The sequence below is a fragment of the Aquificaceae bacterium genome (assembly GCA_037481935.1).
In the GTDB taxonomy this organism is placed as follows: domain Bacteria; phylum Aquificota; class Aquificia; order Aquificales; family Aquificaceae; genus Pampinifervens.
This window is the reverse complement of record JBBFKQ010000002.1, coordinates 203,295-226,675: the sequence shown is the minus strand read 5'-3', so window position 1 is coordinate 226,675 and position 23,381 is coordinate 203,295. Positions and strand designations below refer to the sequence as shown.

The following is a 23,381-nucleotide window of genomic DNA, read 5'->3' as shown; positions in this document are numbered from 1 at the left end:
TTTATAATTATAAGCCTAAAATGTTGTCTGTCCTGATTCTCACAAAGAACGAGGAGAGAAACATTGAGAGGGCAATAAAAAGCGTGCAGGGGCTAGCTAAAGAGGTGGTTGTTGTTGACTCTGGTTCAACGGACAGAACGGTAGAGATAGCAAGAGGTTTAGGGGCAAAGGTTTTTTTCAGAGAATGGGAGGGCTACGCCAGTCAGCTCAACTACGGTATTGAGCTCTGCTCAGGAGACTGGGTGCTGGTAATTGATGCAGATGAGGAAGTTTCTCAGGAGCTCAGGGAAAGCATAAGAAAGGAGTTAAAAAACCCAGCCCATGAGGTATACATGCTTTCCAGAAAAACCTACTACCTTGGGGGTTTTTTGAACCACGCATGGTATCCAGAATGGAGGGTCAGGCTCTTCAGGAAAAGGAAAGTTCGCTTTGAGGGCGTGCTTCATGAAACGCCCATATACACGGGAAGCGTCGGAAAGCTGAGGGGAGACCTGTACCATTACTCCTATGAAGACCTTGAGGACCAGTATGTGAAGACTGTAAGGTATGCCAGAAAAATGGCTGAGCTTATGAAGGAAAAAGGTAAAAGGTTCAGGCTATACAACCTCATTTTAAATCCCCTGTGGCACTTTGTAAAGGTATACTTTGTGCAGATGGGCTTTCTGGATGGCTTGCGTGGCTTTCTTGTGGCTTTTTCTGCCCTCTTCTATACCTTTTTAAAATACAAGTTTCTGTATGAGCTGGAACTAAAAGACAGAAAACCCAACCTATGGTGAGCGTAATTCTACCGGTTTACAACGGAGAAAGGTATATAGCTCACGCCATACAGTGCGTGCTTGAGCAAGAATACAGGGTTGACGAAATACTGGTCATCGACGACGCTTCAACAGACAGAACCCCACAGATAGTAAAATCTGGGTTTTCAAGATGGGTAAGCTACTATCGCAACGAGAGAAATATGGAAAGATGCTATTCAAGAAACCTTGGCGCGAAGCTGGCAAGGGGAGATTACATATTTTTCCTTGACCATGACGACCTGTGGGAAAAAGGGTATATAAAAACGGTTCTTCAAAACTGGGGAAATGCAGACATAGTATACTGTTTTCCGAGAAAGCTAATTGACTCAGAGGGCAATGTGATTAAAACATCCAGAAAGAGGCTTCCTCAAGATTCAGGCATCCTTATATTTTCAGGTATGGTGGGCTATCCTTCTGCGACAGCCTTCAGAAGAAACAGCTTCCCGGAATACAGGGACGAGTTCATGCTCAGGGAAGACTGGGAAGTTTTCATAAGGGCGTTTCTTGAAGGTCTAAGAATAAGGATAGTGGACCAGAGCATGGTGATGATAAGAGAACACGGCGGAAGAAGCAGCAAGAGCATAAGGCTCTACAGGGGAACAATGGCAGTTTACCGGGCATACAGGGATAAAGTTCCAGAGACTTACCTGCCGTATTTCCTTTTCCATGTAGGCGATACGTGTATGAGGTTTGGAAAGCTAATAGAGGGGTGGAAACTCGTATCAGAAGCCGTGAGCCTGAAGCCAGAGCTTCTGCTTTCGTCAAGAAACATTCTGAGCCTTATCAAGAGAGGCTTCCGATTCTGGAAGAGCCATGCTTAGCGTGCGTATGAGGGCAGAGCTAAAGGGGGAGCATGTGTCGGGAGCGGAAAGGCTCGTGCCTGCGGATATGCTGGAAAAGACCGTAAGAGAACTCCTTAGAAGACCAAAAGCCTACGAAAAGCTGGTTCTGACCGTGGAGAAAGTCAGAGATGTCCATACCATACAGAAGGCTCTGCCCATATACAGCTACGACTTCAGGAGCGTGGAGGAGGCTCACAGCTTTGCGGTAAAGACGCTCCAGAGGGAAGGGGTGCCAGAGGGCATAGCCCTGAGGGGGCTTGAGCTCCTGAAGGCTGGTCCGAATCCAAGGGGTGGAAACATGAGGGGCGCGGTGCTCATGGATATAGAAACCGGCGAAAGACTTGAGCCCGATATGGAGAGGGGTATAAGAACTGTGAGGGTGGACTGGAAGGACAGGGGGGCTGTTAAGAGACTACTGATAAAAAGAGGGCTAAGAAGAAAATATCTCGAGAGACTCCTTGATGCCCTTGCCCTTGCCACAAAGAATGTTTACTGTGGAGTAATGGCAGAGCTATGCTGGAGCGACGACCCTGATTACACAACTGGCTATGTGGCAGGTAAGAACATAGGCTATGTGCGGATAAAACCAATGAAAGAAGAAGGCGTTTCCATGGGTGGAAGGGTATACTTTGTAGATAAAAGAGATTACAAAGAAATTATAGAGTGTCTGCAGGAAAGAGCTGTCTTGATTGAAAGTCTATAGTAATATGCTGAAATTCTAATATAACACAGACTTAAAACCCTATAATCCCTTTGAATTGCAGAGTTGCCTTTATAAGAGATAAAATGTAAAAGAAAACCTTTGAAGGGAGGTAAAAGCTATGAAAAAGCTCATCGCTCTTACAGCCATACTTAGCATTGCAGGACTTTCCTTTGCCACCAACGGAGACAACCTGATAGGCGTGTCTCCAGCCTCAAGAGGTATGGGTGGCATAGGTGTAGGTATGCCCGTAGGACCCACCGACAGCATCTTTAGAAACCCCGCATGGATGAGCCAGTACAAAGGCTTTAACCTGAGCTTTGGTGGAATACTCTTTATGCCTCACGTGAAAGGTAAAAGTAACGTAACACCCATGGGTCCAGCACCTTCCTCTGCGGAGGAAACGAGCCAGGCTAAGACCTTCTTAGTTCCCGAAGTGGGTATAGTTCACCAGATAAACGATAAGCTCACTTTCGGTATAGGTGCCTTTGGCGTTTCCGGTATGGGTGTGGATTATAGGAACAAGAACCCTCTGCTTGCCAATATGCACACTAATCTGCAGTTTATGAGGATAATCCCTGCTCTTGCTTACAAGGTAAATAATGCAATATCCATATCAGGTGCCATACACATAGCCTATGGCTCACTGGATATGGGGGCAAATATGTGTCAGCCAATGACTACCAACTGTTGGAATGCTGGAGGTGGTCAGTCTCAGACCTATGGAATAGGCTTTCAGCTAGGTGCGGCTTACAACATGGGGGACTTTGTGTATGCTGGTATTACCTACCAGAGCCCTGTGGCTATGACCTACAAGAGGGTCTTTGACAGCAATGGGGATGGCAGGTTTGAAGACCTAAAGCTCACACAGCCTCAGGAGCTTGCCTTTGGTGTGGGTGTAAAGCCCATGAACAACTTCAAAGTTGGCATGGATATAAGATGGATAAACTGGAAGAACGCAAAGGGCTATAAAGAGTTCCAGTGGAAAGACCAGTGGGTGATAGCCTTTGGTGGCGAATACAAACCCACAGAAAAGCTTGCTCTCAGGGCTGGATACAACTACGGAAAGTCTCCCATAAGGGGCGGTGCTAAGAATCCCATGAATGCCAATAGCATACCCAAGTTTGCTGCACCCTTCAGCGACTTTAATATAGCCTGGTTCAATCTCGTGGGCTTTCCAGCTATAACGGAGCAGCATGTAACCCTTGGTCTTGGCTATGAGTTTACAAAGACCTTTGGAGTAGACCTTGCCTACAAGCATGCCTTCAACAAGAAGGTTAAGGCAACGGACCCGTCTGGAGCCTTTCTAGTAGAAGCCCAGAACGCTCAGAACGCCATCTCCATAGGTCTCAACTGGAAGTTCTAAAACCTTTCGGGGAGGCTCTTCCTCCCCTCCTTAAAGTGTGATTAGCCTCATACAAAAGCTCATCCTCTTCTGGTAGAATTCTCTCAAAAATTTCTCAAGGAGGTATCCAATGGAGTTCAGGCATGTTTTTGTCTGCGTAAACCAGAGACCACCGGGTCATCCCATGGGTTCCTGTGCGGAGAAGGGCGGAAGGGACATATACATGAAGCTCATGGAAAAGCTCCAGATGGACCCAGAGCTCTTTATGAGCACTGCGGTGACCCCAACAGGCTGTCTCGGACCCTGTGGACTTGGTCCCACCATAGTTGTATATCCTGATGCCGTATGGTATGGAAACGTAAAGCCTTCAGATGTGGATGAGATTGTCCAGAGCCATCTCAAAGGTGGTCAGCCGGTGGAAAGGCTCGTTGTGTCTAGGGGTAAACCGCCGGGAATGTTTTAAGAAAGGGGGCTATACTGCCCCCGGCACTCCTTCCTCTTCAAATTCCAGCTCCATCCTCTCTGCGGGTATTATGGTAGTTATGGCATGCTTGTAAACCAGCGTCTGCTGACGTCCATCTTCCATTAGAATAGTGTAGAGGTCAAAGGACCTTATCCTTCCCTGAAGCCTCACGCCGTTAATGAGATAGATGGTAACCTTTACCCTTCTTTTCCTTGCGGTGTTTAAAAAGGCTTCCTGAAGCTTGTAAGCCATCTCTTAGCTCCTCCTTTCCAGAAATTCCATCGCAGTATGATAAAGTTTTTCTGCCAGAAGAATATAATACTCGTAGTTCTCCAGATTTTCAAGGAGTTCTGCTGGAAATACCCACAATCCACGGTATGCTCCCACAAAGGAACCCACAAGGTATCCTATGGCATCTGTATCTCCACCAACCGGACCGCAGGCATTGACCGCATCCCAGAGTGCCTCTAAGGGTTCCTCTGTATGATGAAGAAAGATAAAGATGGCAAGAGGCAGAGCCTCAAACACAAAGGTGGAATTTCCTATATGTTCTATCGCTTCTTCTGTGTCCGCCCCCCTTTCAAGGAGAAGCCTCACCTTTTCAAGATATGTCCTGTTCTTATGGTGCTTTAGAAAGCCCTTCAGGTTCTCAAGAAGGGCAAGTCTCTGCACCGGGTCCTTAAGGTCAAAACTCTCAAGAAGCAAATAGCTTATAAGGGCTGATACAATTGCACTTGCATCGTATATCTCCCTGCTCCTGTGGGTTATTAGGCTCACAAGCCTCCCCGCTTCCGCTGCAAGGTGCGGGCTGTAATAATGAAATAGCCCGGTAATGGTGCATCTGAGAACACCCTCCACCGATGAGGAGAAAAAACCTGCATCCTCAAGCCCCGTGCCAGAGGATATAAGGTCAATGGCGGTCAGAAGCGCCGGGTCCGGGTATCTGTGGACCTCTTCCCTACCTGCCCACTCCCTCAGTTTTTCAAAAAAGTGGTATGGGTCTAAAGCCCTTCTTTCCACTATGCTCTGGGCAAGAAGTATGCTGATAGTAGTCTCATCGGAGGTTTTCTCAGGTTCAAGACCAAGGGCTGGACTGTGAGGGTGAGGCTCCACAAAGCCCCTTACCTTTGCCCCATAATATCTCAGAGCATCCTCAAGAGGGACATCCTCAAGACCTTTTCCAATAGCATCGCCAAGAGCACCACCGAGTATTACACCTTTAAACCTGTCAAGAAGAATATCCATCCTACCTGAACAGCTTCATAACTTCTATTTCTCTGGTGAGCCTGACTTCGGCAATATCCGCTCTGGTTACCAGTTCCTTTGTTAACTCTTCCTTTATTTTACCCACTATTTCCACCTTTTCTTTTCCAACTTCCTCTTCAATTAACCTTTAAACTTCACAGGGCAGGGCAGCCATGCATTTTAATTATAACCCTGAATGCACCTGTGAGAAGAATTCCCTTACAAGCTCACGCCAATCCTTTTGCCCCTCCTCCACCCTGTCCAGCCCTTCCTCCATATGATTGGTAAAGCTGTAATCCACCACCCTTGGAAAGTTTTCCTGCAAAAAGTCAAGAACCTCAAAGGCTATGTCAGTTGGTTTTAAATACCCCTTCTCCTCCATCACATAACCCCTTTCTTTTAAGGTTTTTACTACGCTGGCGTAGGTGGATGGTCTTCCTATTCCAAGCTCCTCAAGTTTCTTAACGAGAGCCCCTTCCGTATATCTTTGCGGTGGCTGTGTTTGTCTTTTTTCAAGGGTTATTTTCTTGGGTTTAAGAAACTCACCCCTTGAGAGATATGGTAAAGTGGACAGCTCAAGCTCCTCGGGATAGATACGAAGATAGCCCTCAAAGAGCAGTTCTGACCCCTTCGCCGTAAACCTGAGCTCCTCTCCCCTTTTCTTTTCATATATGGGCACCAGAATAGCTCTTTTTCTGAGAACTACCGCCGGACTTGCAAGGCTTGCAAGGGTTCTGTTTAGTATCAGCATATACAGGTCAAGCTCCTTCCCCCTGAGCGCTGGCACCCTTAGCCCCGTTGGTCTTACGCATTCATGAGCACCCTGTGAAGTGGGCCTTTCTCTAAAGTTTCTGAGCCTGCCCACATACTCTCTGCCGTAGGTCTTCTCTATATATTTCATAAACTCCTGAGCTTTCTCTGCGTTCATCCTGTAGCTGTCAGTCCTGGGGTAGGTTATATAGCCCTCTTCATACAGCCTCTGAGCCATTTTCTGCACCTGTTCCACGCTCAGCTTAAGCCTTTGACTGGCTACTGCCTGAAGGCTTGAGGTTATAAAGGGCTTTGGAGGTTCCTTTTTCTCCTCTTCTTCTTCATAATCAAGAACCTCAAAAAGGGCAGACTTGAGCTTTTCAAGGTATGGCTTTGCATTCTCAGGCTTATCAAATCTGTATTCCCAGAAGGCTGAAAACTCCACCCCATCCTTTTCAAAGGTTGCCCTTATGTAGTAGTATTCTTTTTTTCTGAAGGAGATTATTTCCAGCTCTCTTTCCACAAGGAGCCTGAGTGCTGGCGACTGAACCCTGCCAAGGGAGAGAGTATTTTTTCTGAGAGCCTTCCACAGGTAAGGAGATAGTCTGTAGCCTATTAGCCTGTCAAGAATCCTTCTTGCAAGCTGTGCGCTCACGAGGTTTTGATTTATGGAGGCAGGTTTTTCCAGAGCAGACCTGATACTCTGCGGCGTAATCTCATAAAAAACCACCCTGCCTATGGGTTTTTTCAGGCTTTCAAGCTCCCTGTGAGCAAAGTAGGCTATTGCCTCACCTTCTCTGTCGGGGTCTGTGCCTATGTATATGGCCTCAGCCTTCCGGGCTATCTTCTTTAATTTTTCCATAAGGCTCTTTTTTCCCCTTACCCACACAAAGGTGGGCCTGAGGGTTTCTTCATCAACACCGAGCCTGTCCGCCGGCAGGTCCCTTATATGACCAAGGGTTGCCCTGACTATCCAGCCCTTTCCCAGATACCTTGCTATAGTTTTTGCCTTTGTGGGGCTCTCCACTATGAAGAGCTTCATAGGATGATATAATATAAGAAGCAAGAAGAGAAAGGAGGTAGTCATGAAGATTACGCTGAGCGTGATTAAGGCGGACATAGGGGGTTACGTGGGGCACTCTTCTGCCCATCCTGAGGTGGTGGCGAAGGTGGAAGAGATTGGGCTCAAAGAGGTTGAAAAGGGCAATCTTATTGACTGCAAGATTCTTGTATGTGGTGATGATATAGCCCTGGTAATGACCCATCAGCACGGTGTGGACAGTGAGCTGGTGCACGGTATAGCATGGAGGGCTTTTGAAGAGGGAACACAGGTAGCAAAAAGGCTCAAGCTTTATGGTGCAGGACAGGACCTTCTTTCTGACACCTTCTCAGGAAATGTAAAGGGTATGGGTCCGGGTGTGGCCGAGATGGAATTTGAAGAAAGGCCTTCAGAGCCGGTAATTGTATTCTTCGCGGACAAGACAGCACCCAGCGCCTGGAGTCTACCCCTCTATGAAATGTTTGCAGACCCCATGGTCTGCGCAGGTCTTGTTATAGACCCAAAGATGCACGACGGCTTTACCTTTGAGGTGCTTGATACCTTTACGGGGAAGGCGGTAAAGCTCTCAACGCCTGCAGAGCTCTATGACCTGCTTGCCCTTGTGGGAACTGTAGAAAGGTATGCAGTTAGAAGCGTCTGGAGAAACTCCGACGGTGAAATCGCAGCTGTTGCTTCTACCCAGAGGCTGTCTCTCATAGCAGGCAAGTATGTGGGCAAGGATGACCCTGTTATGATAGTGAGGTCACAGTCTGGCTTTCCTGCAGTGGGTGAAATACTTGAACCCTTTGCAAGACCCTGGATAGTGGAGGGATGGATGAGAGGCTCCCACAACGGACCCCTAATGCCCGTCTCTTTCAGACACGCCACACCCTCAAGGTTTGATGGACCACCAAGAGTTATCGCAGCAGGCTATCAGATTGCAGGTGGAAAGCTCATAGGTCCCAGAGACCTCTTTGACGACCCTGCCTTTGACAAGGCAAGAGAACAGGCACAGGTCATTGCGGACATACTCAGGCGTCAGGGTATCTTTGAACCTCACAGGCTCCCCTCCGAGGAAATGGAATACACCACCCTCCCCAAGATTCTCCAAAAGCTTGAGGGCAGGTTCTACGAGCTTGAAGAGGGCAGAAAAGTGCCCACCGGCGAGGAACACCATACGGAGACAGATTGATGGAAAGGATATACAGCATAGAGGAAAGGGTTATCCTTATAGTGGAGGACTTTTTCAAGGACCTACAATCCAGGGAGCCCTTTCCCACTCAGCTTTCTGAATACCGTTTTATGCTCAAGTCAAAGCTGGTGGAGCTTGTAAATCAGTTTCCTACAGACATACAGGCAAGGAATGCCAGCTTTGACAGTGCACTTGAGGGGATACTCAAGAGCCTTGAGGAGGTAATAAACAGGGCAAACCTCGAAAATAAGGAGGAGCTGAGGCGCCTCATAAGGGGTCTTGAAGAGACAAATGAAGTTCTCAAGGAGTTTCTCTACACGGACCAGATAAGGGACAAGTCTCTTCTTTCAAAGACAACCGGCAGGATAGGAGAATGGATAGAAGGCCTTAGCATGGAGTTCAGAAGGAGGTTTGGAGGAATAATAAACCGCCTGAAAGCCCTTTTTGGTAGATGATTCCTTTTCTCGTTGTCTCTTTTGCCTGGTTTTTTCAGTCCATTACTGGTTTTGGGGCAGGGATATTTATAATAGGCATCCTTTCACTTCTTTATGACCCCAAGATGGTAGTGGTTTCTTCCGCCATATTCAACCTTTTTGGAACTTTAAGCCTTCTTTATCAGAACAGAAGGGGCAGGATAGATGCTTACCTTCTTCTCTCTCTCGTGGCTGGCTCAGTGCCTGGCATATTTCTGGGTGCTTACCTTCTTGATAAAACTGACACAAGAACGCTTAAAATCATCATAGGCACCTTCATACTCACCCTCGGAATATACAATCTACTGGTTCAGAAGGGCTTTTTTAAGGTAAGACTCAGTAGACATGCAGGAGTACCAGTGGGCTTTGTAGGTGGTCTCTTTGCCGGGCTTGTGGGTATGGGAGGCCCACCACCTCTTGTCTTTCTCAGTCAACATATTTCAGACCCATACTCAATAAGGCTGATGCTGAACCTGTATTTTACCTCCAATATACTTGTGAGGCTTGGCTTTTATCAGGGCTTTGATGTAGTCAATCTTAACCTGGGCTTTATAGCCATGGGGCTTGCAGGTCTGCTCGTAGGGACGCTGGCTGGTGGGATGCTTGCGGAGAAAATCCCTGCACGCGTGTATTCCAACGGTGTTTCCTATGCGGTGGTTTTGCTCGGCCTTGTCATGCTTATCATGGCGGAGGCTGGGTTATAATAGCTCCGATGAAGGCAGGTTTTGTGACCATAGTGGGCAAGCCAAATGTGGGGAAATCAACTTTGCTAAATCAGATACTGGGCACAAAGGTTTCCATAATATCACCAAAGCCCGGCACCACGCGTATAAGGGTTCTGGGTGTGAAAAATATACCGGGCGAGGCTCAGGTTGTTTTCCTTGACACTCCAGGAATATACAGACCCAGAGATGCTCTTGGTGAAGCTATGGTAGAGATGGCAAGCGCATCCCTTCAGGATGCAGATGTGATACTTTTCATGATAGATGCGGAGGATGGCTTCAGAGAGGATGACAGGCAGGTCTTTGAAAGATACATAAAGCCCTACGCCGGGGAAAAGCCCATTTTTCTGGTAATAAACAAGGTGGACAGGGTTGGAGGTGTTGAAAACCTCCTGCCTCTTGCAGAGGAAGTCTCAAAAGAATTTCCACAGATAAAAGAAGTGGTGCCGGTAAGCGCCCTGAAAGGATACAACACAGAGGAGCTCCTGAAGACCATAATTAAGTATCTGCCGGAAGGAGAGCCCCTCTTTCCAGAGGATATGGTTACAGACCTCCCCTTCAGGCTGATGGCGGCAGAGATAATAAGGGAAAAGGTGCTTCTGAAGGTGCATCAGGAGATTCCCCAGGGGGTGGCTGTGCTGGTTACGGAAGTTTCTGAAGGAAGGCATGACCCGAGCGTCCTCGTGGTAAAGGCGGACATAATAGTGGACAGGGAAAACTACAAGCCCATAGTGATAGGTAAGGGCGGGCAGAGGCTTAAATCCATAGGAAAAATGGCAAGGGAGGAGCTTGAGCTAATAACGGGAAGAAAGGTCTATCTTGAGCTTTTTGTAAGGGTAAAACCCGACTGGAAGAAGAGGCCAGAGTTAGTCAAGAGCTTTGGTTACACCCTCTGAAAGCACTATAACCACGTCTGCCTTCTTTGGGAAATCCTTTTTCAGGTCTTCTTCACCCTCTGCCTGTGCCACCACAAGCCCCTTTTTAAGAAGCCTCTCTGTGAGCTTCTTTGCAACCTTTCTGTCCTTTACGCTCAGGACCTTCATAGGCTCTCCTCCATTATCTCTTCCATAAGCTCCTCCACCTCTTTCGCCACATCCTCCAGCTCTGGCCTTTCAAACATGGAGAGCATCTCCGTTGGAGCTATGGTGCTGAGCACAGTTTTGCCATTTTCCTCAAAGATGGCTATCCTGCAGGGCATGGCTGTAGATATGTAAGGGTCTGCGGAGAGCACCTGGCTTGCGTGCTTTGGAGAGCAGACCTCAACTATGACGCATCTATAGTTTATGGGAACGCCTTTGCTCTCCAGCACCTTTGAAACCTCGTGAACTGCCATGACTCCAAAGCCCTTTTCCTTTGCCTTTTCTTCAAGGGCTTGCCTGACTTCATCAAGGCTCTTGCTAGTTTCGTAGCTTATAAGCATCTCTTCCACCTCCTTCAGGAATAAATATTATTGCCTCTGTGTTAAGATTTCATTAAGAGTTTCAAACTTCTGGCAGGTCTGCCCTTCGCAGACCAGAACTCCATCAAGCTCAGACCTGAGGACAAACTTAAAGGGTCTGAATAGTCTGAGGGCTTCCTCAAAAAAGTCTCTGGTTTCCACCTTGTATATGCCCTTCAGGTAGGCGTAAAGGCTTATAAAGTAAGAGTGAGATACCATAGGAACTTCCCTGACGAACCTTGAAAAAGCCTGCAGAGTTTTTTCCGCATAGTCAATAAAAATACCATCCCCCGTGAGGGTCCCCAGCAGAAGCAGAGTGGAGGCTGCAGAACCGTTTACAGACTGAGTGGGAGTATCCTGAAGGTTTTTGAGCCTCACGCCCAGAAGTCCATCACCAGTCCCTACAGTATCATAAAAGCCCCACCCATCATCGTCCCAGAAGAGCTCTATGGACTTCCTGATTAGCTCTTTAGAAAGCTCAAGATAGGGCCTTTTCTGGGTAATTTCAAAGAGAGAAAGAAGGGCTCTGGAAAAGAAGATATAATCCTCGGAAAAGCCCTCTACTCCTTCCGTGTGTAGCAGTCTTCCATCCCTATAATGTTGAGTAATAAGCCTTTCTGCAGTTTTCTCAGCGGAGGCAAGAGCCCACTGGTCTGAAAAAACCTTCCAGTAATCGCAGAGGGCAGATATCATAAGAGCGTTCCAGTTTGTGTATATGGTTCTGTCTATGTAAGGCATCTCCCTGCTTTCTCTGTGTTGAAGAAGCTTTGCCTTTGAAGAGTCCAGAAGTCTCCTTACATCTTCCACCTCCAGACCAATAGCTTTTGAAACCTCCTCTTCTTCCAGATTTATGTATAGCACCTTTTTTTCGGGCTCATGGGGCATGCTGGCAAGCCCGAAGTAAAGGCTAAAGACTTTTAATTCTTCAGGGCTCAGAAGCCCCTCAATTTCCCTTGTGGTAAAGGTATAGTAGCCACCCTCGTCAAGAAGGCCTATGTCTGCATCCTGAGATGCGTAAAAGCCTCCCTGCGGGTCATAGCCGTAGAGCCTGTAGTAGCTCACAATACCTTCTGCGGTTTTTCTGTAGAGCTCTCTACCAAAGAGGCTGTATGCCATTGAATACAGGCTCAGAAGCTCTGCGTTGTCGTATAGCATCTTCTCAAAATGGGGGATGTGCCACATTTCATCTGTGGAATATCTGAAAAACCCCCCAAGAAGGTGGTCGTATATGCCACCCTTTGCCATGGCATCAAGAGAAAGAACAATTGCCTTCTCAAGTAAGGGGGAGGGATTGAAAAAGTTGCGGTATATCAGGAGTTCAAAGGCCTTTGCATGATGAAACTTGGGAGCAGAACCTATTCCACCCCTCTGGTAGTCTATGCTGGAAAGAAGCATGGAGATACCCCTGTCCAAAAGCTCCCCGTCTACCGGGTCCTTAAAGCTCTGTCTGCTGTATGTCATGAGGCTTTCGTATATGCTTTCTGCAGATTTGAGGACCCTGTGTCTGTCTTCCTTCCAGAGCTGTGCTATCCTGAGAAGCAGGCTTTTAAAGCCCGGTCTGCCCCAGCGGTCATCAGGCGGGAAATAAGTCCCTCCAAAAAAGGCCTTCCCTTCAGGGGTCAGAAAGACCGTCAGAGGCCATCCGCCGGAGTTTGTCAGAGCTATCACCACCTCCTGATACCTTCTGTCCACATCAGGACGCTCATCCCTGTCCACCTTTATGGGAATAAAGTTTTCGTTTATTATCCTTGCAATCTCGGGGTTTTCAAAGCTCTCGTGAGCCATCACATGGCACCAGTGACACCAGACACCACCTATGGAAAGAAGAACTGGCTTATCCTCTTCTCTTGCCCTCTGGAAGGCTTCTTCGGACCACTCATACCAATCCACTGGCTGATATGCAGCCTTCTGAAGATAAGGGCTTCTTGAATTTACAAGTCTGTTGGGCATATGCTTCCTCCTGACAGGTAAAAATAGGCCTGTGGCAGAGAACTTATGTGAGAAAGCTCAACTTTGCAGAATCACTGGAGCATATAGTCGTAATTTACCTTCCAGGTCTTGCCCTTGCTGTCTTTGATGTAAACATTTATTGAGTAGAGACCCCTCTCTGCCATCTGAAACCATCCGCCAAAGTTATCACCATGCGTATGGGGATACTTATGAAGCTCCCTTTTCTGGGCTCTGAGGATGGGCGACCTTACCTCCGCTTCAACCTTAAAGTCAGAAAGGTAAACTATCTTATCCCCCTGCTTTTTCCAGATGGCAACAGCAAGGTGGTGGGTGTCATGCTTTGCAGGCACGCCATTGTGTTTCTCTAAAAGACTGTAGGCCCTTGGGAAGGTTTTTTTGAGCTCATCAATGCTCACAACGCCTATACTTACATTGAATTCTTCAAGACGCTTTGTAAGAGGTGTTTTTATCAGTATCTCATCCTCCTGAGCAGAAGAAAAAACCACAAAGGCGAAGAGAAGTAGAAAATACTTTACCATTTTTTCACCTCCTTGTAAATATGATAAGGAAATGTCAACTGAAAAGCAATTAGAGGTATTTAGAGATTAGATAAGCATATCTTATATTCTTATGCGCATAAATCTTCTTTCTGAGGAAGTAAAAAGCTGTATATCCTCAGGTGAGGTTATAGAGGGACCGGCCGAGTGTGTCAAGGAGCTTGTAGAAAACTCCCTTGATGCAGGGGCCACCTTCGTTAATGTGGAGATAAGCAAGGGAGGCAAGAGGTTCATAGGAGTAAGGGATAACGGTATGGGTATTCCCTCAGAGGATATACAGAAAGCCCTCATGAGTGGAGCAACGAGTAAGATAAGAAGCCTTGAGGACCTGCAGAGTCTGACCACCTACGGGTTCAGGGGTGAGGCTCTCCACGCTATCAGCCTAGTAAGCAGAATGGTGCTCAGGTCAAGGTTCTTTCAGGAGGAACTTGGCAGTGAGATAAGGCTTGATGGTGGAAGATTGGTATCTCAAAGACAGGTGGGTATGCCCGTGGGAACACAGGTGGAGGTCTATGACCTCTTCTATAACATGCCCGTAAGAGGTGCCTTTCTTGGCAGGGAAGACCTTGAAAGAAGAAAGGTATACAAAGTTTTCAAAGCCCTCGCACTGGCAAATCCAAACACTGCCTTTCGCCTGCAAGCGGAGGGCAGAGATGTATACAACCTCAGGCCTGCAGGGGATATAAGAGAGAGGGCGGAAGAAATCTTTGAGACTAAACTGGAACACATAAGGAGGGAGGAAGGCCTCCTGAGGATTGACCTACTCTTTTCAATAAACAGGGAAGGCAGAGATTTTTTCCTCTTCGTAAACAGAAGAGCAGTGCAGAATAAAAGCCTTTCAGAATATGTAAGAAAGGCCACAGGCAGGACCGGACTTCTTCTGTGCTACATACATGTTCCTCCATACCTTCTGGATGTAAACATCCATCCAAAGAAGACGGAGGTCAAAATACTTAGGGAGGGGAAATTAAAGAATCTGATAAGGGATGCCCTTAACTCAAGACACAGATACAGCCCACCATCACTTGGCCAGAAGAAGGTTGAATACACAACAGAGCCAGAGCTTATAGGTATAATAGATAATACAATCATTGTGGCAAGGTATGGGGAATACCTTTACTTTTTTGACCAGCACCTCCTTTCAGAAAGGTGCAATTACGAGGTTCTCAAGATGGATTCTCATGAAGCCTGCAGGGCTTCTGTAAAGGCCGGAGACAGGCTTGATGAGGAAAAGGCAAGAGAACTCTTGAGGTTCTGGCTCTCCTTTGAAAACATGGAAGCATGCCCCCACGGCAGGCCCATATACTACAGAATTTATCTTGGAGAAATATACAAGAAGTTGCAGAGAGGTTGACATGCTTGCAAAGAGGATAATACCGTGTCTTGATGTGAATAAAGGAAGGGTGGTGAAGGGTGTAAGGTTCGTGGACCTTGTGGATGCGGGAGACCCGGTGGAGGTGGCTCTTGCCTACGAGGAACAGGGTGCAGATGAGCTGGTGTTCTTAGACATAACTGCATCTGCCGAAGATAGAAAGATAACCCTTGAAGTGGTAAGGGGAGTGGCAGAAAACGTTTTTATGCCTTTTACCGTTGGGGGGGGCATCTCAAGCCTTGAGGACATGAGAAAACTTTTAGAAGCGGGTGCAGACAAGGTTTCCATAAACACATCTGCGGTGAAAAATCCCCAGCTTGTCTATGAAGGCGCCAAAAGGTTTGGCTCCCAGTGCATAGTGGTGGCCATAGATGCGAAGAGAAAGGGAAATAGCTGGGAAGTTTATATACATGGAGGCAGAACCCCCACAGGGCTTGATGCAGTCCAGTGGGCAAAGAGGGTAGAAAGCCTGGGTGCAGGTGAGATACTACTTACCTCCATGGATAGAGACGGCACAAAGTCTGGCTACGATATAGAATTGACCAGGGCGGTATCTTCTGCAGTAAACATTCCGGTCATAGCCTCAGGTGGAGCTGGTTCAATGGAACACTTTTACGAAGGCTTTGTGGCTGGTGGGGCAGATGCATGCCTTGCGGCATCCCTCTTCCATTTTAAAGAGATAGCCATACCTGAGCTAAAAGCCTATCTGGCTTCAAGGGATGTGCCTGTAAGACCCTCGGCGTAGTGATTCTTCTCAAGACAGGCAAGGCTTCTGTTGGTAAGAAGACTCACCAGACCTCTTGCCCTTTCTTTTGCTATTCTCTCGTTTATATGAATGTTGCCCACAGAGTCTGCATAGCCCTTTACTCTTACCCTGTATTCTTCACCAGAAGGTAATAGACTTAAATCAGCCATCAGCCTCTCAACAACCAGACCATCCAGTCTCACCTTACCGATGGGGAAAGTAAAAGCTATACCTCCTGACAATCTTCTCACGAACTTCTTCACTTCTGACTACCGGGGAGATAAGGGATGGTCTGTATATAACTGAGGCTCTTACGCTGTATTCAAGCTGAAGCTGCTCACCGGCATGTATGGCCGGAACCCCTATGTAAAGGTTATCACCTTCCACCCTGTAAGGGGCGGTAATAAAGTCCTCCACTATCAGAGGATGTCTGGATAGTATGCGTCTTGCCCTTACAAGGCCTTCAAAGCTACCCTCAAGCTTCTGAGATATTACCACATCCTTTATGGTTTCAGCGCTTTTGTTATACACTTCCACTTTTACAGAGCCATCCGGACTAACAGATGCTTTGTAGGACAGTCTTTTGTCTGACAGCACAGTGCTCACCTTTTCTATTTTTACTACTTCCACATCCACCCTCCTGTACTCTTTACCCCTTTTGGATGAAACCTCATAGCTCCAGGAGATTCTGGGCAAACCCTCAGGACATGAAAAAGAAGGTGTAGCCACCATTAAGGAACCTAGAAAAAACCCTCCTAAGGACCTTCCTGCCCACCCCATGTTTAAATTTTACACCTCAGTCACCGCTATGTCAAGTTTTTAAATGGGGGGGCAATGCCCCCTCTTTTAAACTGCCACCTTTCTTGGTGGAGGCGGCAAGAAGGGTTCAAGCCCCTGTTCCTGAGCCCATTTCTGAGCAAGCTCGTAGGCTGCCTTTGCTGTGTTGAGGTTCTTCTCTATTAGCTCCAGCTTTTTCTTGAACTTTCTCTCAAGGGCGGAGTCAAGGGATGCAGTTCCTCCTGAAGCTACAAACTTCTTAAGAAACCTTGACTTTATACCCTCTTCTATGGCTTCAGTTCCAACAGCACCTATTGCACCAAATAGGGCACCTATCATGGCCATGTTGGTAGAGAGCTCTGTTCCCGCTATGTCTATGGCAAACTTGGTGGCAGGGAAGTTGAAGACCTTTACATCAAGAGACTCAAGCCTCTCTTTATCTTCTTCCGTAAGCAGGTCTTCCTCGGTGTTTATTATGATTAGTCCCCTTCTCTTTATGCCAGAGTAAAAGGGCATGGTGTAGGACTTACCCATGGTTATAACCTGTGGGTGGAAGACCATTATGACGTCTGGATAGACCACCTCTCCTCTGTCGTATATAGGTTCCATGCCTATGCGTGCATAGCTCTCAGCAGGTGCCATCCTCTTTTCTGCACCAAAGAAGGGATTGGAAACTGCATAGTAGCCCTCGTAGTCTGCCGCGGTGGCTATTATGTGTGCGGCAGTAACTGCACCTTGTCCACCGAGGGCTGGCATACGAATATTCACCCTTCTCCTTATCATAGCAGACCCTCCTCTTTCTTGCGTTCAATGACCTCTTTGGCAGGTTCAGACACATACTCAAAGAAGGCAAACCTTTCCTTGTCCCTCTGCCTCATCTCATCAAGGCCATCGTCAGAGTTAAGACCTATCTCAAGTATACAGGGGGTATACAGGTGCACATAGGTTGGTCCCACTTCCCTTGCCACATATATGGCCTTCTTTATGACCGTCTCCACCCTCTTGGGGGAAGAAACTGTAAGCCTTGCCACATAGTGGCATCCGGAGTCTATGGCAATCTGCCAGAAGGGCACCTTGTCCCACTGTTTGCCCTTGGGTGCCATCTTGAAAACATGACCTTTGACTGTAAGACCGCTCTCCTGACCACCTGTGTTGGCATACACCTCGTTGTCAAAGCATATGGTGGTTATCTTCTCCTGTCTGAAGAAGGACTGAAGGGTGCAGTCAAGCCCTATGTCAACGGTGGCACCATCGCCTGCAAGCACCACCACATCTTTTACCTTGTCGGGGAATCTCCATTCAAGAACCCTCTTTATGCCCGATGCAACCGCGTTCTGATTTCCAAAGAGGGAGTGAACCGTATGCAGGGCTATGTGGGGGAAGACAAGAGATGTGCATCCTGTAGAGTTTATTATTATGGTGTCCTCAGGGTTTGGAAGTGAAGCAAGTATGTATCTGAGAGCCATAGATTCTGGACATCCTGCGCAGAGGGAGTGCTCTTCTATAAGCTCCTTTGAGTAGGGGAGGTCCATAACGCCCCTCTTGGGGTTGCCCCAGGTGGCTCTAAACTGAAGGTCTCTTATCTCCTGAGGCATAACATCCAGAAGGTCTTCGTTTATCTCGTAAATCTTATATGACATGTTTGACCTCCTTTCCTGTTAGTTTGAGAACTTCTTTAACTATAACTTCTGCGGGCATGGTCATTCCTCCTGCCACCCTTGGTGCACCTATAACCTCAGCTTCTGAATGCCCATACAGGTATCTCCTTACCTCTCTTTCAAGCCAGCCCACCACGTTAAACTCTGGCACGAATATATACTTTGCACCCTTCACTGCCTGCTTTAGCTCCTCTATGGGGAACGGTCTTATGGTTTTTAGTTTGACAACTCTTGCCCTTATACCCTCTTCCTCGAGAAGCCTCACTGCCTCCTTTGCCTGGGCAGCTGCAGTTCCGCACGCAACGAACACCAGTTCGGCGGATGGGTCCCCAAACTCTTCTATAAGCCCTCTCAAATAGTGCTTTGCATAAGGTCTTGACCTTTCAATGGCAGACCTCACTTCCCACTGCCAGCTGGCATGGGTCGCATAAGATATGTAGTTGGACTTCATCACAAAGGGGTCTCTTAAAAACCTTCCGGGCGGAACCTCGGCATCAATTACAGGCATGGGTGCCTTGTAGGGGTTGTAGGGTGGAAGAGCTATGTCATCTGGGGGAAGCATTACCGCTTCTCTTGTGTGAGAGACAAAGAAGCCATCCACCACGGTTATAACAGGAACATGCACATCTGGCTGTTCTGCCACGGTAAAGCCTGCAAGAATCATATCAAAGAGGTCCTGTGCGTTCTCTGCATACCATATCATACAACCGGTGTCAAGCAGGAAGCCTACTTCAAGGTTATCGGGCTGTATAGAAAGCGGTGAATTGACACCTCTTGCCATAAGCACAAGCTGCACGGGTATCCTTGTTCCTGCCCACATGGGAAAGTTCTCAAAGGCCCTGAGCGTTCCTGGTCCTGAGGTTGTGGTAATTGTTCTTGCACCAGCCATGGCACATCCGGCTATCTCAGACATAACGCCAAACTCTGACTCACCCCTGAAGTATACGCCCACATATCCCTCAACCCACAGCTCACCTATAAGATGTGCAGCCTCAGACTGTGGTGTTATGGGATAGGAAACAGAGGCATCCACAGAGGCTCTTTTTACCGCTTCCTTTACCGCCTCTGAACCTGTCATGAAGTGTTTGGTTCTTGGTGCTTCAAAAAGCAGGTAGTCGGGTGAAACAATCCTCTGCCCCGCCTTGTTGTATATAACAGCCTCGGTAGCTGTTTGCATGACCTTACCTCCTGCAAAAGTTTGTTTTAAATTTATAAAAAACGCCTGCAAGGGAGCTGATTTTTATCACCGGAAGAGCTCCTCCAGCTCAATGCATAAGTCTTCAAGGAGCCTTGAGCATACCTTGCCACTTTCGCAGGCAAAAGAGTGAACCTCATACTTGCCGGACCTTAGCGTAAGCACTTCTATAATTTTCAGCTCAGGTATAACCAACCAGTATTCCTTTACTCCAGACTTAGCATACAGTTCTCTCTTTTCTTCTGTGTCTTTCTTGAAAGTTGAAGGTGAAATAACCTCCACCACAAGGTCTGGAGCACCAAATATGCCCCTATCCTGAATTATGGAGTAGTTTTCCTTTAGCACCACCACAAGGTCTGGCTGAAAAACATCCTTTTCAGAAAGCACGAGGTCAATAGGTGAGAAATAATAAAGACCTATACCTCTTTTTTCAACAGTCTCAAAGTGTCTGGCAAGCCTCTTTAAGATTTCCTGATGTCTCACACCTGGTGCCGGCATTTCCACAAGCTCTCCATCAATTATCTCATACCTCTTTTCACCTTCCAGCTTCAGATAATCCTCGTAATTCCAGAGCTTTTCTGCAGCTTTCATCTACAGAGCTCCCTTTTTACCTCTTCGGCTATTTTTATAAACTTCTCCATCTCTTCCACATGCTGGTCCCTGAGGGTTATCATGGCATCTTCGTGTCCTGCCATACCGCACATAGCTATGGTAAAGCAATCCGTCTCCGCCCTTATTATCTTCAGGGCCACATTGGCATAATGGCAGTGGACACCCACAAATATACAGGCTTTTATCTTGTTGTGCCATATGGTGAGGTTTGGATGGTTTGGGTTTATTTCAACCGCCGGGTTTATCTTGGGGTATTTTGGTCTGTAGTCATACATGGGAATTATCTTTGCACCAAGCACCTCTGCCATTCTTTTAACAAGCCTTGCTTTTTCCTTCGCCTCCTCATTCCATGCGTAGAGAACCTGCGGACCGGGGAATATGGTGGGGTTGGGTCTTGTAAGCATGGCTATGGCAGCCTCTCTCATGGCAAGCTCTTCATCCACCACCTCATTGAACATGAGAGCCTTACCCGGCGGTGGGTTCAGAACCTCTTCGTAAACGGCCACCGGATAAGGTGAAAAACCGCTCGGTCCAAGTGTTGCCATAATTTACCTCCTTAAAAGATTTCTTCTAAATCTAAGCAAAGGCCTTCCAGAATTTTTGAACACACCACGCCCTTCTCAGAAGACAGGGAATGAACCCTGTAGTCCCCTCCTTCCAGTGTAAGCACTTCAACTAGCTTTAGTTCTGGTAGAATCAACCAGTATTCCCTTACACCATGCTTTGCATAGAGATTTTTCTTTTCATGTGTGTCTTTTGTATATGATGCAGGTGAAACTATTTCCACAACCATATCTGGAACCCCTTCCACTGCCCTCTCCTTTACAATAGACAACCTATCTTCTGAAATATATATAAGGTCTGGCTGAACAACTTCCGTCTCAGACAGAACCACATCAACTGGAGCGAAGAGAAAAAGACCGCTTTTGGTTTTTGTATGATAGTCTCTAAAAAGACCAGTCAGATTCCACAGGACTTTTTGATGCCTTATACTGGGTGCTGGCATTTCCAGAAGCTCTCCCTCAATTATCTCATACCTCTTTTCATCCCCAAGCTGAAGATAGTCCTGATAGGTCCAGGGTTTTTCTTTTATAGCCATACCTTACTTCTCCGCATGCACCTCTGGCATCACCATGTGAATGGCGTTTCTCTTCAAAAGGTTTATACAAACATACACACACAGGGCACAGCCCTTGCATCTGTCCTGAATTACATAAGCATGATGTTCCTCATCTGTATACATGAGGGTATTGGGCTCTGGGCAGAAAAGGGTGCATTGCTTGCAGTTGTATTTGGTGCACTCTTCGTTGATCACCTCTGCCACATAGTACATGCCTTGCCTCCTAAGAAAATTAATCAGGTGTTTATAAGTTATAACACTTGAAGTTTTTGTCAACTGAATTATATTTCCTTAACTGAACTCATATGGGTGCACCCATCTTTTTGGTGCTTTTGCTCCTTCATATCTCCTTTGCAGGTGAAGACTGTCCAAAAGATGAGCTATTAAAAAGGATTGGCGTGCTCATGGAAAGGCACTATCTATGGTGGGACAGGATAAAGGATACTCAGTGGAAGAATGAACAGGAGCTAATAGAACAGATAAGAAAAATAGGAGACAGATGGACATCCATAACAAGGCAGGAAGAAGACAGGCTCTGGTATTCAAGCTCAAAGATGGTGGGTCTGGGTGTGCGGTGGGACGACAGGGGCTATGTGGTAAAGGTTTTTCCCGGATCTCCCGCTGAAAAGTATGGGGTCAGAGAAGGCGACCTGATAGTATCCATAAACGGTGTGAGCGATAAAAACCAGTGGAGAAGGGTTATAAGAGAGGCGGAGAAAGGTGAAGTTATAAGCCTTGAAATAATAAGGGATGGGCTTTTTATGGACATAAGAGCGGTAAAGGGTGAATTTTCAGTGCCCGTGATAGAAGAGATGGCCTTAGGGAGACATGGCGATAAGAATATAGGATACATTAAGCTCACCAATTTTACACAGCCCGCGGTAGAACAGTTCAGGGAGGCGATGGAAAAATTCAATGCCGGCAACATAGATATACTTATTCTTGACCTAAGGGATAATGGCGGTGGGCTAATATCTGTGGCAAAAGGCATAGTGGATATGCTGATAGGAGGGGAGGGCGTCATGTTCTATCTTGAAGGCAGGGGAAGAAACCTGGGAATTTATCAGTTTACAAACAGGGAGGGTTTTAATAAGCCCATTGTGGTGCTTGTTAACAGACAAACGGCATCCGCAGCAGAGCTGGTTGCCACTCTTCTCAAAAGGTATAAGGGGGCAGTCATAGTGGGAGAAAACACTGTGGGTAAGTATGTGGGGAGCAACATGTATCTTCTTGATTCCTGTGGTAATGTTCTCAGGCTAATCACCTTTGAGATGAAACTTCCAAGCGGTGAACCCGTGACCACTGAAAAGGGTATTAGTCCTGACTGCAAGCTGGAAGGGGGAAATCCTATAGAGCGTTCTCTTGAGTGTCTTTCCACTCACTCTGCAGGAGCATCTCCCGTAGGACAGCCCTGAGCTCTTCCCTGCTTCTTTCTGTGTTTATGGGTATGGCATAATGGGGTGGAACAAAGCTTTCTTTCTGCTTGAGGTATACCTCTATGTCTGCATCTGACACATCTTGCCTTTCTCTTAGCCTTTTTATTATTTCCTCCTCCTCAGCATAAGCAAGCAAAAATATGGCATCTGGAAAGTTCTCCTTTACCATTTGCCTCTGCCACTCCTGGAGAAAGGTGGCATCAAGAACCACATTTTTGCCCCTACTTGCCTCTTCCCCTGCCCTTTTTATCATTTCTTCGTAAACCCTTTGCGTCCATTTCTCCGAGTAAATCCCCTCGCCAAAACCCTCCTTTACCCTCTGGCGCGGGTCAATGCCTGCCAGCTCTTTTCTAATCAGGTCGCTTCTGAGCCATTCAAAGCCAAAATCCTCATGAAGTATGCTGGCGAGAAAGGATTTTCCAGAGCCGGAGAGCCCCATGACAACCACTATCATCTTATGCCAAGTTCCTGGAGCAGAGCCGGGCTATAGCCCTCTATGACCTTATAACTTCCCAATATTATGTTGTAAGGCGTTCCCTGAACGTTTAGCTTTTCTGCCACTTTTATGTGTTCATACACGAGGGGGCACTCTTTAACCCTTGGAGGTCTGCCGTCAAACTTCCCGGAGAGCACCTCATCAAGAGCCCTGACTCTATCCTTTGAACAGGCTATGTAGTAGGATTTGGCATGGCTCTCTGGAAAGCTTCTGAAAGGTAGCAGGAACACGTAGAGCTTGACCCTGTCCAGATGTGGCTTTAGAGCCTGCCACTCCTTTCTGCAGTGCCCACAGTCCGGGTTTATGAAGGTTATGAGCTCCCTCTTTCCCTTCCCCACGACTATGGCTTTGCTGAGGGGTATCTCTTTTACCTGAGACCTTATAAACTCTGTATACAGGTCCTGAGAAAAGCCATGACTTAACAGGATAAAGAGCAGAAAGAGCAGTTTCATATTCA

Annotated in this window: 30 protein-coding genes; 12 read left to right on the top strand and 18 right to left on the bottom strand. The window is 47.1% G+C overall.

What is annotated here, in order from left to right:
- Positions 1 to 20 precede the first annotated feature (20 nt).
- The 5 genes from WHS43_03010 to WHS43_02990 all read left to right on the top strand — a co-directional run bounded on the left by WHS43_03010 (position 21) and on the right by WHS43_02990 (position 4,147).
- A complete protein-coding gene (locus WHS43_03010) occupies positions 21 to 776 on the top strand; it encodes a glycosyltransferase family 2 protein (GenBank protein ID MEJ5338608.1) in 756 nt (251 codons plus the stop codon).
- Positions 770 to 1,618, top strand: coding sequence for a glycosyltransferase family 2 protein (locus WHS43_03005; protein ID MEJ5338607.1), 849 nt, complete (start codon positions 770 to 772; stop codon positions 1,616 to 1,618). Before WHS43_03010 ends, WHS43_03005 begins: the two co-directional genes overlap by 7 nt.
- Positions 1,611 to 2,342, top strand: coding sequence for a 6-carboxyhexanoate--CoA ligase (locus tag WHS43_03000; protein MEJ5338606.1), 732 nt, complete (start codon positions 1,611 to 1,613; stop codon positions 2,340 to 2,342). The genes WHS43_03005 and WHS43_03000 overlap by 8 nt, the downstream gene beginning before the upstream one ends.
- A gap of 118 nt (positions 2,343 to 2,460) precedes the next feature.
- Positions 2,461 to 3,705, top strand: coding sequence for an outer membrane protein transport protein (locus tag WHS43_02995; protein ID MEJ5338605.1), 1,245 nt, complete (start codon positions 2,461 to 2,463; stop codon positions 3,703 to 3,705).
- A 109-nt stretch (positions 3,706 to 3,814) separates the two neighbouring features.
- Positions 3,815 to 4,147, top strand: a complete 333-nt coding sequence (locus tag WHS43_02990) for a ferredoxin (protein MEJ5338604.1) — start codon at positions 3,815 to 3,817, stop codon at positions 4,145 to 4,147.
- 9 nt (positions 4,148 to 4,156) lie between these two features.
- Here WHS43_02990 and hfq read toward each other — a convergent pair whose 3' ends face one another.
- The 3 genes from hfq to topA form a co-directional block, all read right to left on the bottom strand.
- Positions 4,157 to 4,399 carry an RNA chaperone Hfq gene (hfq, locus tag WHS43_02985; protein ID MEJ5338603.1) on the bottom strand — a complete coding sequence of 81 codons (243 nt, stop codon included), beginning with the start codon at positions 4,397 to 4,399 and terminating at the stop codon, positions 4,157 to 4,159.
- 3 nt (positions 4,400 to 4,402) lie between these two features.
- Positions 4,403 to 5,392, bottom strand: a complete 990-nt coding sequence (locus tag WHS43_02980) for an ADP-ribosylglycohydrolase family protein (protein ID MEJ5338602.1) — start codon at positions 5,390 to 5,392, stop codon at positions 4,403 to 4,405.
- Positions 5,393 to 5,576: 184 nt separating this feature from the next.
- A complete protein-coding gene (topA, locus tag WHS43_02975; GenBank protein MEJ5338601.1) occupies positions 5,577 to 7,184 on the bottom strand; it encodes a type I DNA topoisomerase in 1,608 nt (535 codons plus the stop codon).
- A gap of 43 nt (positions 7,185 to 7,227) precedes the next feature.
- Between topA and fbp the strand changes: the two genes are divergently transcribed.
- From fbp to era, 4 genes are read left to right on the top strand one after another with little or no spacing between them, the layout of a single operon-like run.
- Positions 7,228 to 8,373 carry a fructose-1,6-bisphosphate aldolase/phosphatase gene (fbp, locus tag WHS43_02970; protein ID MEJ5338600.1) on the top strand — a complete coding sequence of 382 codons (1,146 nt, stop codon included), beginning with the start codon at positions 7,228 to 7,230 and terminating at the stop codon, positions 8,371 to 8,373.
- Positions 8,373 to 8,828: a hypothetical protein gene (locus tag WHS43_02965; GenBank protein MEJ5338599.1), complete on the top strand. Its 456-nt coding sequence runs from the start codon at positions 8,373 to 8,375 to the stop codon at positions 8,826 to 8,828. Before fbp ends, WHS43_02965 begins: the two co-directional genes overlap by 1 nt.
- Complete coding sequence (locus WHS43_02960) at positions 8,825 to 9,550, top strand: sulfite exporter TauE/SafE family protein (protein MEJ5338598.1); 726 nt, start codon at positions 8,825 to 8,827, stop codon at positions 9,548 to 9,550. The genes WHS43_02965 and WHS43_02960 overlap by 4 nt, the downstream gene beginning before the upstream one ends.
- Before the next feature lie 8 nt (positions 9,551 to 9,558).
- On the top strand, positions 9,559 to 10,464 hold the full coding sequence (gene era, locus WHS43_02955; protein MEJ5338597.1) for a GTPase Era: 906 nt from the start codon (positions 9,559 to 9,561) through the stop codon (positions 10,462 to 10,464).
- On the opposite strand, the gene WHS43_02950 is transcribed toward era, so the two are convergent.
- The 4 genes from WHS43_02950 to WHS43_02935 all read right to left on the bottom strand — a co-directional run bounded on the left by WHS43_02950 (position 10,435) and on the right by WHS43_02935 (position 13,495).
- The gene (locus tag WHS43_02950; protein ID MEJ5338596.1) at positions 10,435 to 10,611 is read right to left on the bottom strand and encodes a hypothetical protein; all 177 of its coding nucleotides are present in this window, start codon (positions 10,609 to 10,611) and stop codon (positions 10,435 to 10,437) included. The two genes, era and WHS43_02950, sit on opposite strands and share 30 nt — an antisense overlap.
- Positions 10,608 to 10,988 (bottom strand): DUF302 domain-containing protein, encoded by a 381-nt coding sequence (locus WHS43_02945; protein MEJ5338595.1) that lies wholly within the window; start codon positions 10,986 to 10,988, stop codon positions 10,608 to 10,610. The genes WHS43_02950 and WHS43_02945 overlap by 4 nt, the downstream gene beginning before the upstream one ends.
- Positions 10,989 to 11,015: 27 nt before the next feature.
- Positions 11,016 to 12,956 carry a thioredoxin domain-containing protein gene (locus WHS43_02940; GenBank protein MEJ5338594.1) on the bottom strand — a complete coding sequence of 647 codons (1,941 nt, stop codon included), beginning with the start codon at positions 12,954 to 12,956 and terminating at the stop codon, positions 11,016 to 11,018.
- Between the two features lie 71 nt (positions 12,957 to 13,027).
- Positions 13,028 to 13,495 (bottom strand): hypothetical protein, encoded by a 468-nt coding sequence (locus WHS43_02935; protein ID MEJ5338593.1) that lies wholly within the window; start codon positions 13,493 to 13,495, stop codon positions 13,028 to 13,030.
- A 91-nt stretch (positions 13,496 to 13,586) separates the two neighbouring features.
- Between WHS43_02935 and mutL the strand changes: the two genes are divergently transcribed.
- Positions 13,587 to 14,867: a DNA mismatch repair endonuclease MutL gene (mutL, locus tag WHS43_02930; protein MEJ5338592.1), complete on the top strand. Its 1,281-nt coding sequence runs from the start codon at positions 13,587 to 13,589 to the stop codon at positions 14,865 to 14,867.
- A 1-nt stretch (position 14,868) separates the two neighbouring features.
- Positions 14,869 to 15,630, top strand: a complete 762-nt coding sequence (gene hisF, locus WHS43_02925; GenBank protein MEJ5338591.1) for an imidazole glycerol phosphate synthase subunit HisF — start codon at positions 14,869 to 14,871, stop codon at positions 15,628 to 15,630.
- On the opposite strand, the gene WHS43_02920 is transcribed toward hisF, so the two are convergent.
- From WHS43_02920 to WHS43_02880, 9 genes are all read right to left on the bottom strand, one after another.
- Positions 15,588 to 15,800 (bottom strand): hypothetical protein, encoded by a 213-nt coding sequence (locus tag WHS43_02920; protein ID MEJ5338590.1) that lies wholly within the window; start codon positions 15,798 to 15,800, stop codon positions 15,588 to 15,590. The two genes, hisF and WHS43_02920, sit on opposite strands and share 43 nt — an antisense overlap.
- A 34-nt stretch (positions 15,801 to 15,834) precedes the next feature.
- Positions 15,835 to 16,260, bottom strand: a complete 426-nt coding sequence (locus WHS43_02915) for a hypothetical protein (protein ID MEJ5338589.1) — start codon at positions 16,258 to 16,260, stop codon at positions 15,835 to 15,837.
- 216 nt (positions 16,261 to 16,476) lie between these two features.
- Entirely contained in the window at positions 16,477 to 17,190 is a 714-nt protein-coding gene (locus tag WHS43_02910; protein MEJ5338588.1) for a 2-oxoacid:acceptor oxidoreductase family protein, read from the bottom strand.
- Positions 17,187 to 18,047 carry a thiamine pyrophosphate-dependent enzyme gene (locus WHS43_02905; protein MEJ5338587.1) on the bottom strand — a complete coding sequence of 287 codons (861 nt, stop codon included), beginning with the start codon at positions 18,045 to 18,047 and terminating at the stop codon, positions 17,187 to 17,189. The genes WHS43_02910 and WHS43_02905 overlap by 4 nt, the downstream gene beginning before the upstream one ends.
- A complete protein-coding gene (locus WHS43_02900) occupies positions 18,037 to 19,242 on the bottom strand; it encodes a transketolase C-terminal domain-containing protein (protein MEJ5338586.1) in 1,206 nt (401 codons plus the stop codon). The genes WHS43_02905 and WHS43_02900 overlap by 11 nt, the downstream gene beginning before the upstream one ends.
- Positions 19,243 to 19,308: 66 nt before the next feature.
- Entirely contained in the window at positions 19,309 to 19,851 is a 543-nt protein-coding gene (locus WHS43_02895; protein MEJ5338585.1) for a Uma2 family endonuclease, read from the bottom strand.
- A complete protein-coding gene (locus tag WHS43_02890; GenBank protein MEJ5338584.1) occupies positions 19,848 to 20,417 on the bottom strand; it encodes a carbon monoxide dehydrogenase beta subunit family protein in 570 nt (189 codons plus the stop codon). Before WHS43_02890 ends, WHS43_02895 begins: the two co-directional genes overlap by 4 nt.
- A gap of 11 nt (positions 20,418 to 20,428) precedes the next feature.
- Positions 20,429 to 20,971, bottom strand: a complete 543-nt coding sequence (locus tag WHS43_02885) for a Uma2 family endonuclease (protein ID MEJ5338583.1) — start codon at positions 20,969 to 20,971, stop codon at positions 20,429 to 20,431.
- A 3-nt stretch (positions 20,972 to 20,974) separates the two neighbouring features.
- Positions 20,975 to 21,205, bottom strand: a complete 231-nt coding sequence (locus WHS43_02880; GenBank protein MEJ5338582.1) for a ferredoxin oxidoreductase — start codon at positions 21,203 to 21,205, stop codon at positions 20,975 to 20,977.
- Positions 21,206 to 21,297: 92 nt separating this feature from the next.
- Between WHS43_02880 and WHS43_02875 the strand changes: the two genes are divergently transcribed.
- A complete protein-coding gene (locus WHS43_02875; GenBank protein ID MEJ5338581.1) occupies positions 21,298 to 22,407 on the top strand; it encodes a S41 family peptidase in 1,110 nt (369 codons plus the stop codon).
- On the opposite strand, the gene WHS43_02870 is transcribed toward WHS43_02875, so the two are convergent.
- The gene (locus tag WHS43_02870; GenBank protein MEJ5338580.1) at positions 22,340 to 22,882 is read right to left on the bottom strand and encodes an AAA family ATPase; all 543 of its coding nucleotides are present in this window, start codon (positions 22,880 to 22,882) and stop codon (positions 22,340 to 22,342) included. The two genes, WHS43_02875 and WHS43_02870, sit on opposite strands and share 68 nt — an antisense overlap.
- Positions 22,879 to 23,376, bottom strand: coding sequence for a DsbC family protein (locus WHS43_02865; GenBank protein ID MEJ5338579.1), 498 nt, complete (start codon positions 23,374 to 23,376; stop codon positions 22,879 to 22,881). Before WHS43_02865 ends, WHS43_02870 begins: the two co-directional genes overlap by 4 nt.
- Positions 23,377 to 23,381: the final 5 nt, after the last annotated feature.

What these genes read in the sequence shown, in the direction of transcription:
- WHS43_02935 (MEJ5338593.1), bottom strand. Translation starts at nt 13,495, where the DNA reads ATGGTAAAGTATTTTCTACTTCTCTTCGCCTTTGTGGTTTTTTCTTCT.
- WHS43_02990 (MEJ5338604.1), top strand. Translation starts at nt 3,815, where the DNA reads ATGGAGTTCAGGCATGTTTTTGTCTGCGTAAACCAGAGACCACCGGGT.
- WHS43_02895 (MEJ5338585.1), bottom strand. Translation starts at nt 19,851, where the DNA reads ATGAAAGCTGCAGAAAAGCTCTGGAATTACGAGGATTATCTGAAGCTG.
- WHS43_03000 (MEJ5338606.1), top strand. Translation starts at nt 1,611, where the DNA reads ATGCTTAGCGTGCGTATGAGGGCAGAGCTAAAGGGGGAGCATGTGTCG.
- mutL (MEJ5338592.1), top strand. Translation starts at nt 13,587, where the DNA reads ATGCGCATAAATCTTCTTTCTGAGGAAGTAAAAAGCTGTATATCCTCA.
- topA (MEJ5338601.1), bottom strand. Translation starts at nt 7,184, where the DNA reads ATGAAGCTCTTCATAGTGGAGAGCCCCACAAAGGCAAAAACTATAGCA.
- WHS43_02940 (MEJ5338594.1), bottom strand. Translation starts at nt 12,956, where the DNA reads ATGCCCAACAGACTTGTAAATTCAAGAAGCCCTTATCTTCAGAAGGCT.
- WHS43_02945 (MEJ5338595.1), bottom strand. Translation starts at nt 10,988, where the DNA reads ATGCTTATAAGCTACGAAACTAGCAAGAGCCTTGATGAAGTCAGGCAA.
- WHS43_02960 (MEJ5338598.1), top strand. Translation starts at nt 8,825, where the DNA reads ATGATTCCTTTTCTCGTTGTCTCTTTTGCCTGGTTTTTTCAGTCCATT.
- WHS43_02980 (MEJ5338602.1), bottom strand. Translation starts at nt 5,392, where the DNA reads ATGGATATTCTTCTTGACAGGTTTAAAGGTGTAATACTCGGTGGTGCT.
- era (MEJ5338597.1), top strand. Translation starts at nt 9,559, where the DNA reads ATGAAGGCAGGTTTTGTGACCATAGTGGGCAAGCCAAATGTGGGGAAA.
- WHS43_02890 (MEJ5338584.1), bottom strand. Translation starts at nt 20,417, where the DNA reads ATGGCAACACTTGGACCGAGCGGTTTTTCACCTTATCCGGTGGCCGTT.
- WHS43_03005 (MEJ5338607.1), top strand. Translation starts at nt 770, where the DNA reads ATGGTGAGCGTAATTCTACCGGTTTACAACGGAGAAAGGTATATAGCT.
- WHS43_02950 (MEJ5338596.1), bottom strand. Translation starts at nt 10,611, where the DNA reads ATGAAGGTCCTGAGCGTAAAGGACAGAAAGGTTGCAAAGAAGCTCACA.
- WHS43_03010 (MEJ5338608.1), top strand. Translation starts at nt 21, where the DNA reads ATGTTGTCTGTCCTGATTCTCACAAAGAACGAGGAGAGAAACATTGAG.
- WHS43_02885 (MEJ5338583.1), bottom strand. Translation starts at nt 20,971, where the DNA reads ATGGCTATAAAAGAAAAACCCTGGACCTATCAGGACTATCTTCAGCTT.
- WHS43_02870 (MEJ5338580.1), bottom strand. Translation starts at nt 22,882, where the DNA reads ATGATAGTGGTTGTCATGGGGCTCTCCGGCTCTGGAAAATCCTTTCTC.
- fbp (MEJ5338600.1), top strand. Translation starts at nt 7,228, where the DNA reads ATGAAGATTACGCTGAGCGTGATTAAGGCGGACATAGGGGGTTACGTG.
- hisF (MEJ5338591.1), top strand. Translation starts at nt 14,869, where the DNA reads ATGCTTGCAAAGAGGATAATACCGTGTCTTGATGTGAATAAAGGAAGG.
- WHS43_02910 (MEJ5338588.1), bottom strand. Translation starts at nt 17,190, where the DNA reads ATGATAAGGAGAAGGGTGAATATTCGTATGCCAGCCCTCGGTGGACAA.
- hfq (MEJ5338603.1), bottom strand. Translation starts at nt 4,399, where the DNA reads ATGGCTTACAAGCTTCAGGAAGCCTTTTTAAACACCGCAAGGAAAAGA.
- WHS43_02920 (MEJ5338590.1), bottom strand. Translation starts at nt 15,800, where the DNA reads ATGGCTGATTTAAGTCTATTACCTTCTGGTGAAGAATACAGGGTAAGA.
- WHS43_02905 (MEJ5338587.1), bottom strand. Translation starts at nt 18,047, where the DNA reads ATGTCATATAAGATTTACGAGATAAACGAAGACCTTCTGGATGTTATG.
- WHS43_02880 (MEJ5338582.1), bottom strand. Translation starts at nt 21,205, where the DNA reads ATGTACTATGTGGCAGAGGTGATCAACGAAGAGTGCACCAAATACAAC.
- WHS43_02875 (MEJ5338581.1), top strand. Translation starts at nt 21,298, where the DNA reads ATGGGTGCACCCATCTTTTTGGTGCTTTTGCTCCTTCATATCTCCTTT.
- WHS43_02995 (MEJ5338605.1), top strand. Translation starts at nt 2,461, where the DNA reads ATGAAAAAGCTCATCGCTCTTACAGCCATACTTAGCATTGCAGGACTT.
- WHS43_02900 (MEJ5338586.1), bottom strand. Translation starts at nt 19,242, where the DNA reads ATGCAAACAGCTACCGAGGCTGTTATATACAACAAGGCGGGGCAGAGG.
- WHS43_02865 (MEJ5338579.1), bottom strand. Translation starts at nt 23,376, where the DNA reads ATGAAACTGCTCTTTCTGCTCTTTATCCTGTTAAGTCATGGCTTTTCT.
- WHS43_02965 (MEJ5338599.1), top strand. Translation starts at nt 8,373, where the DNA reads ATGGAAAGGATATACAGCATAGAGGAAAGGGTTATCCTTATAGTGGAG.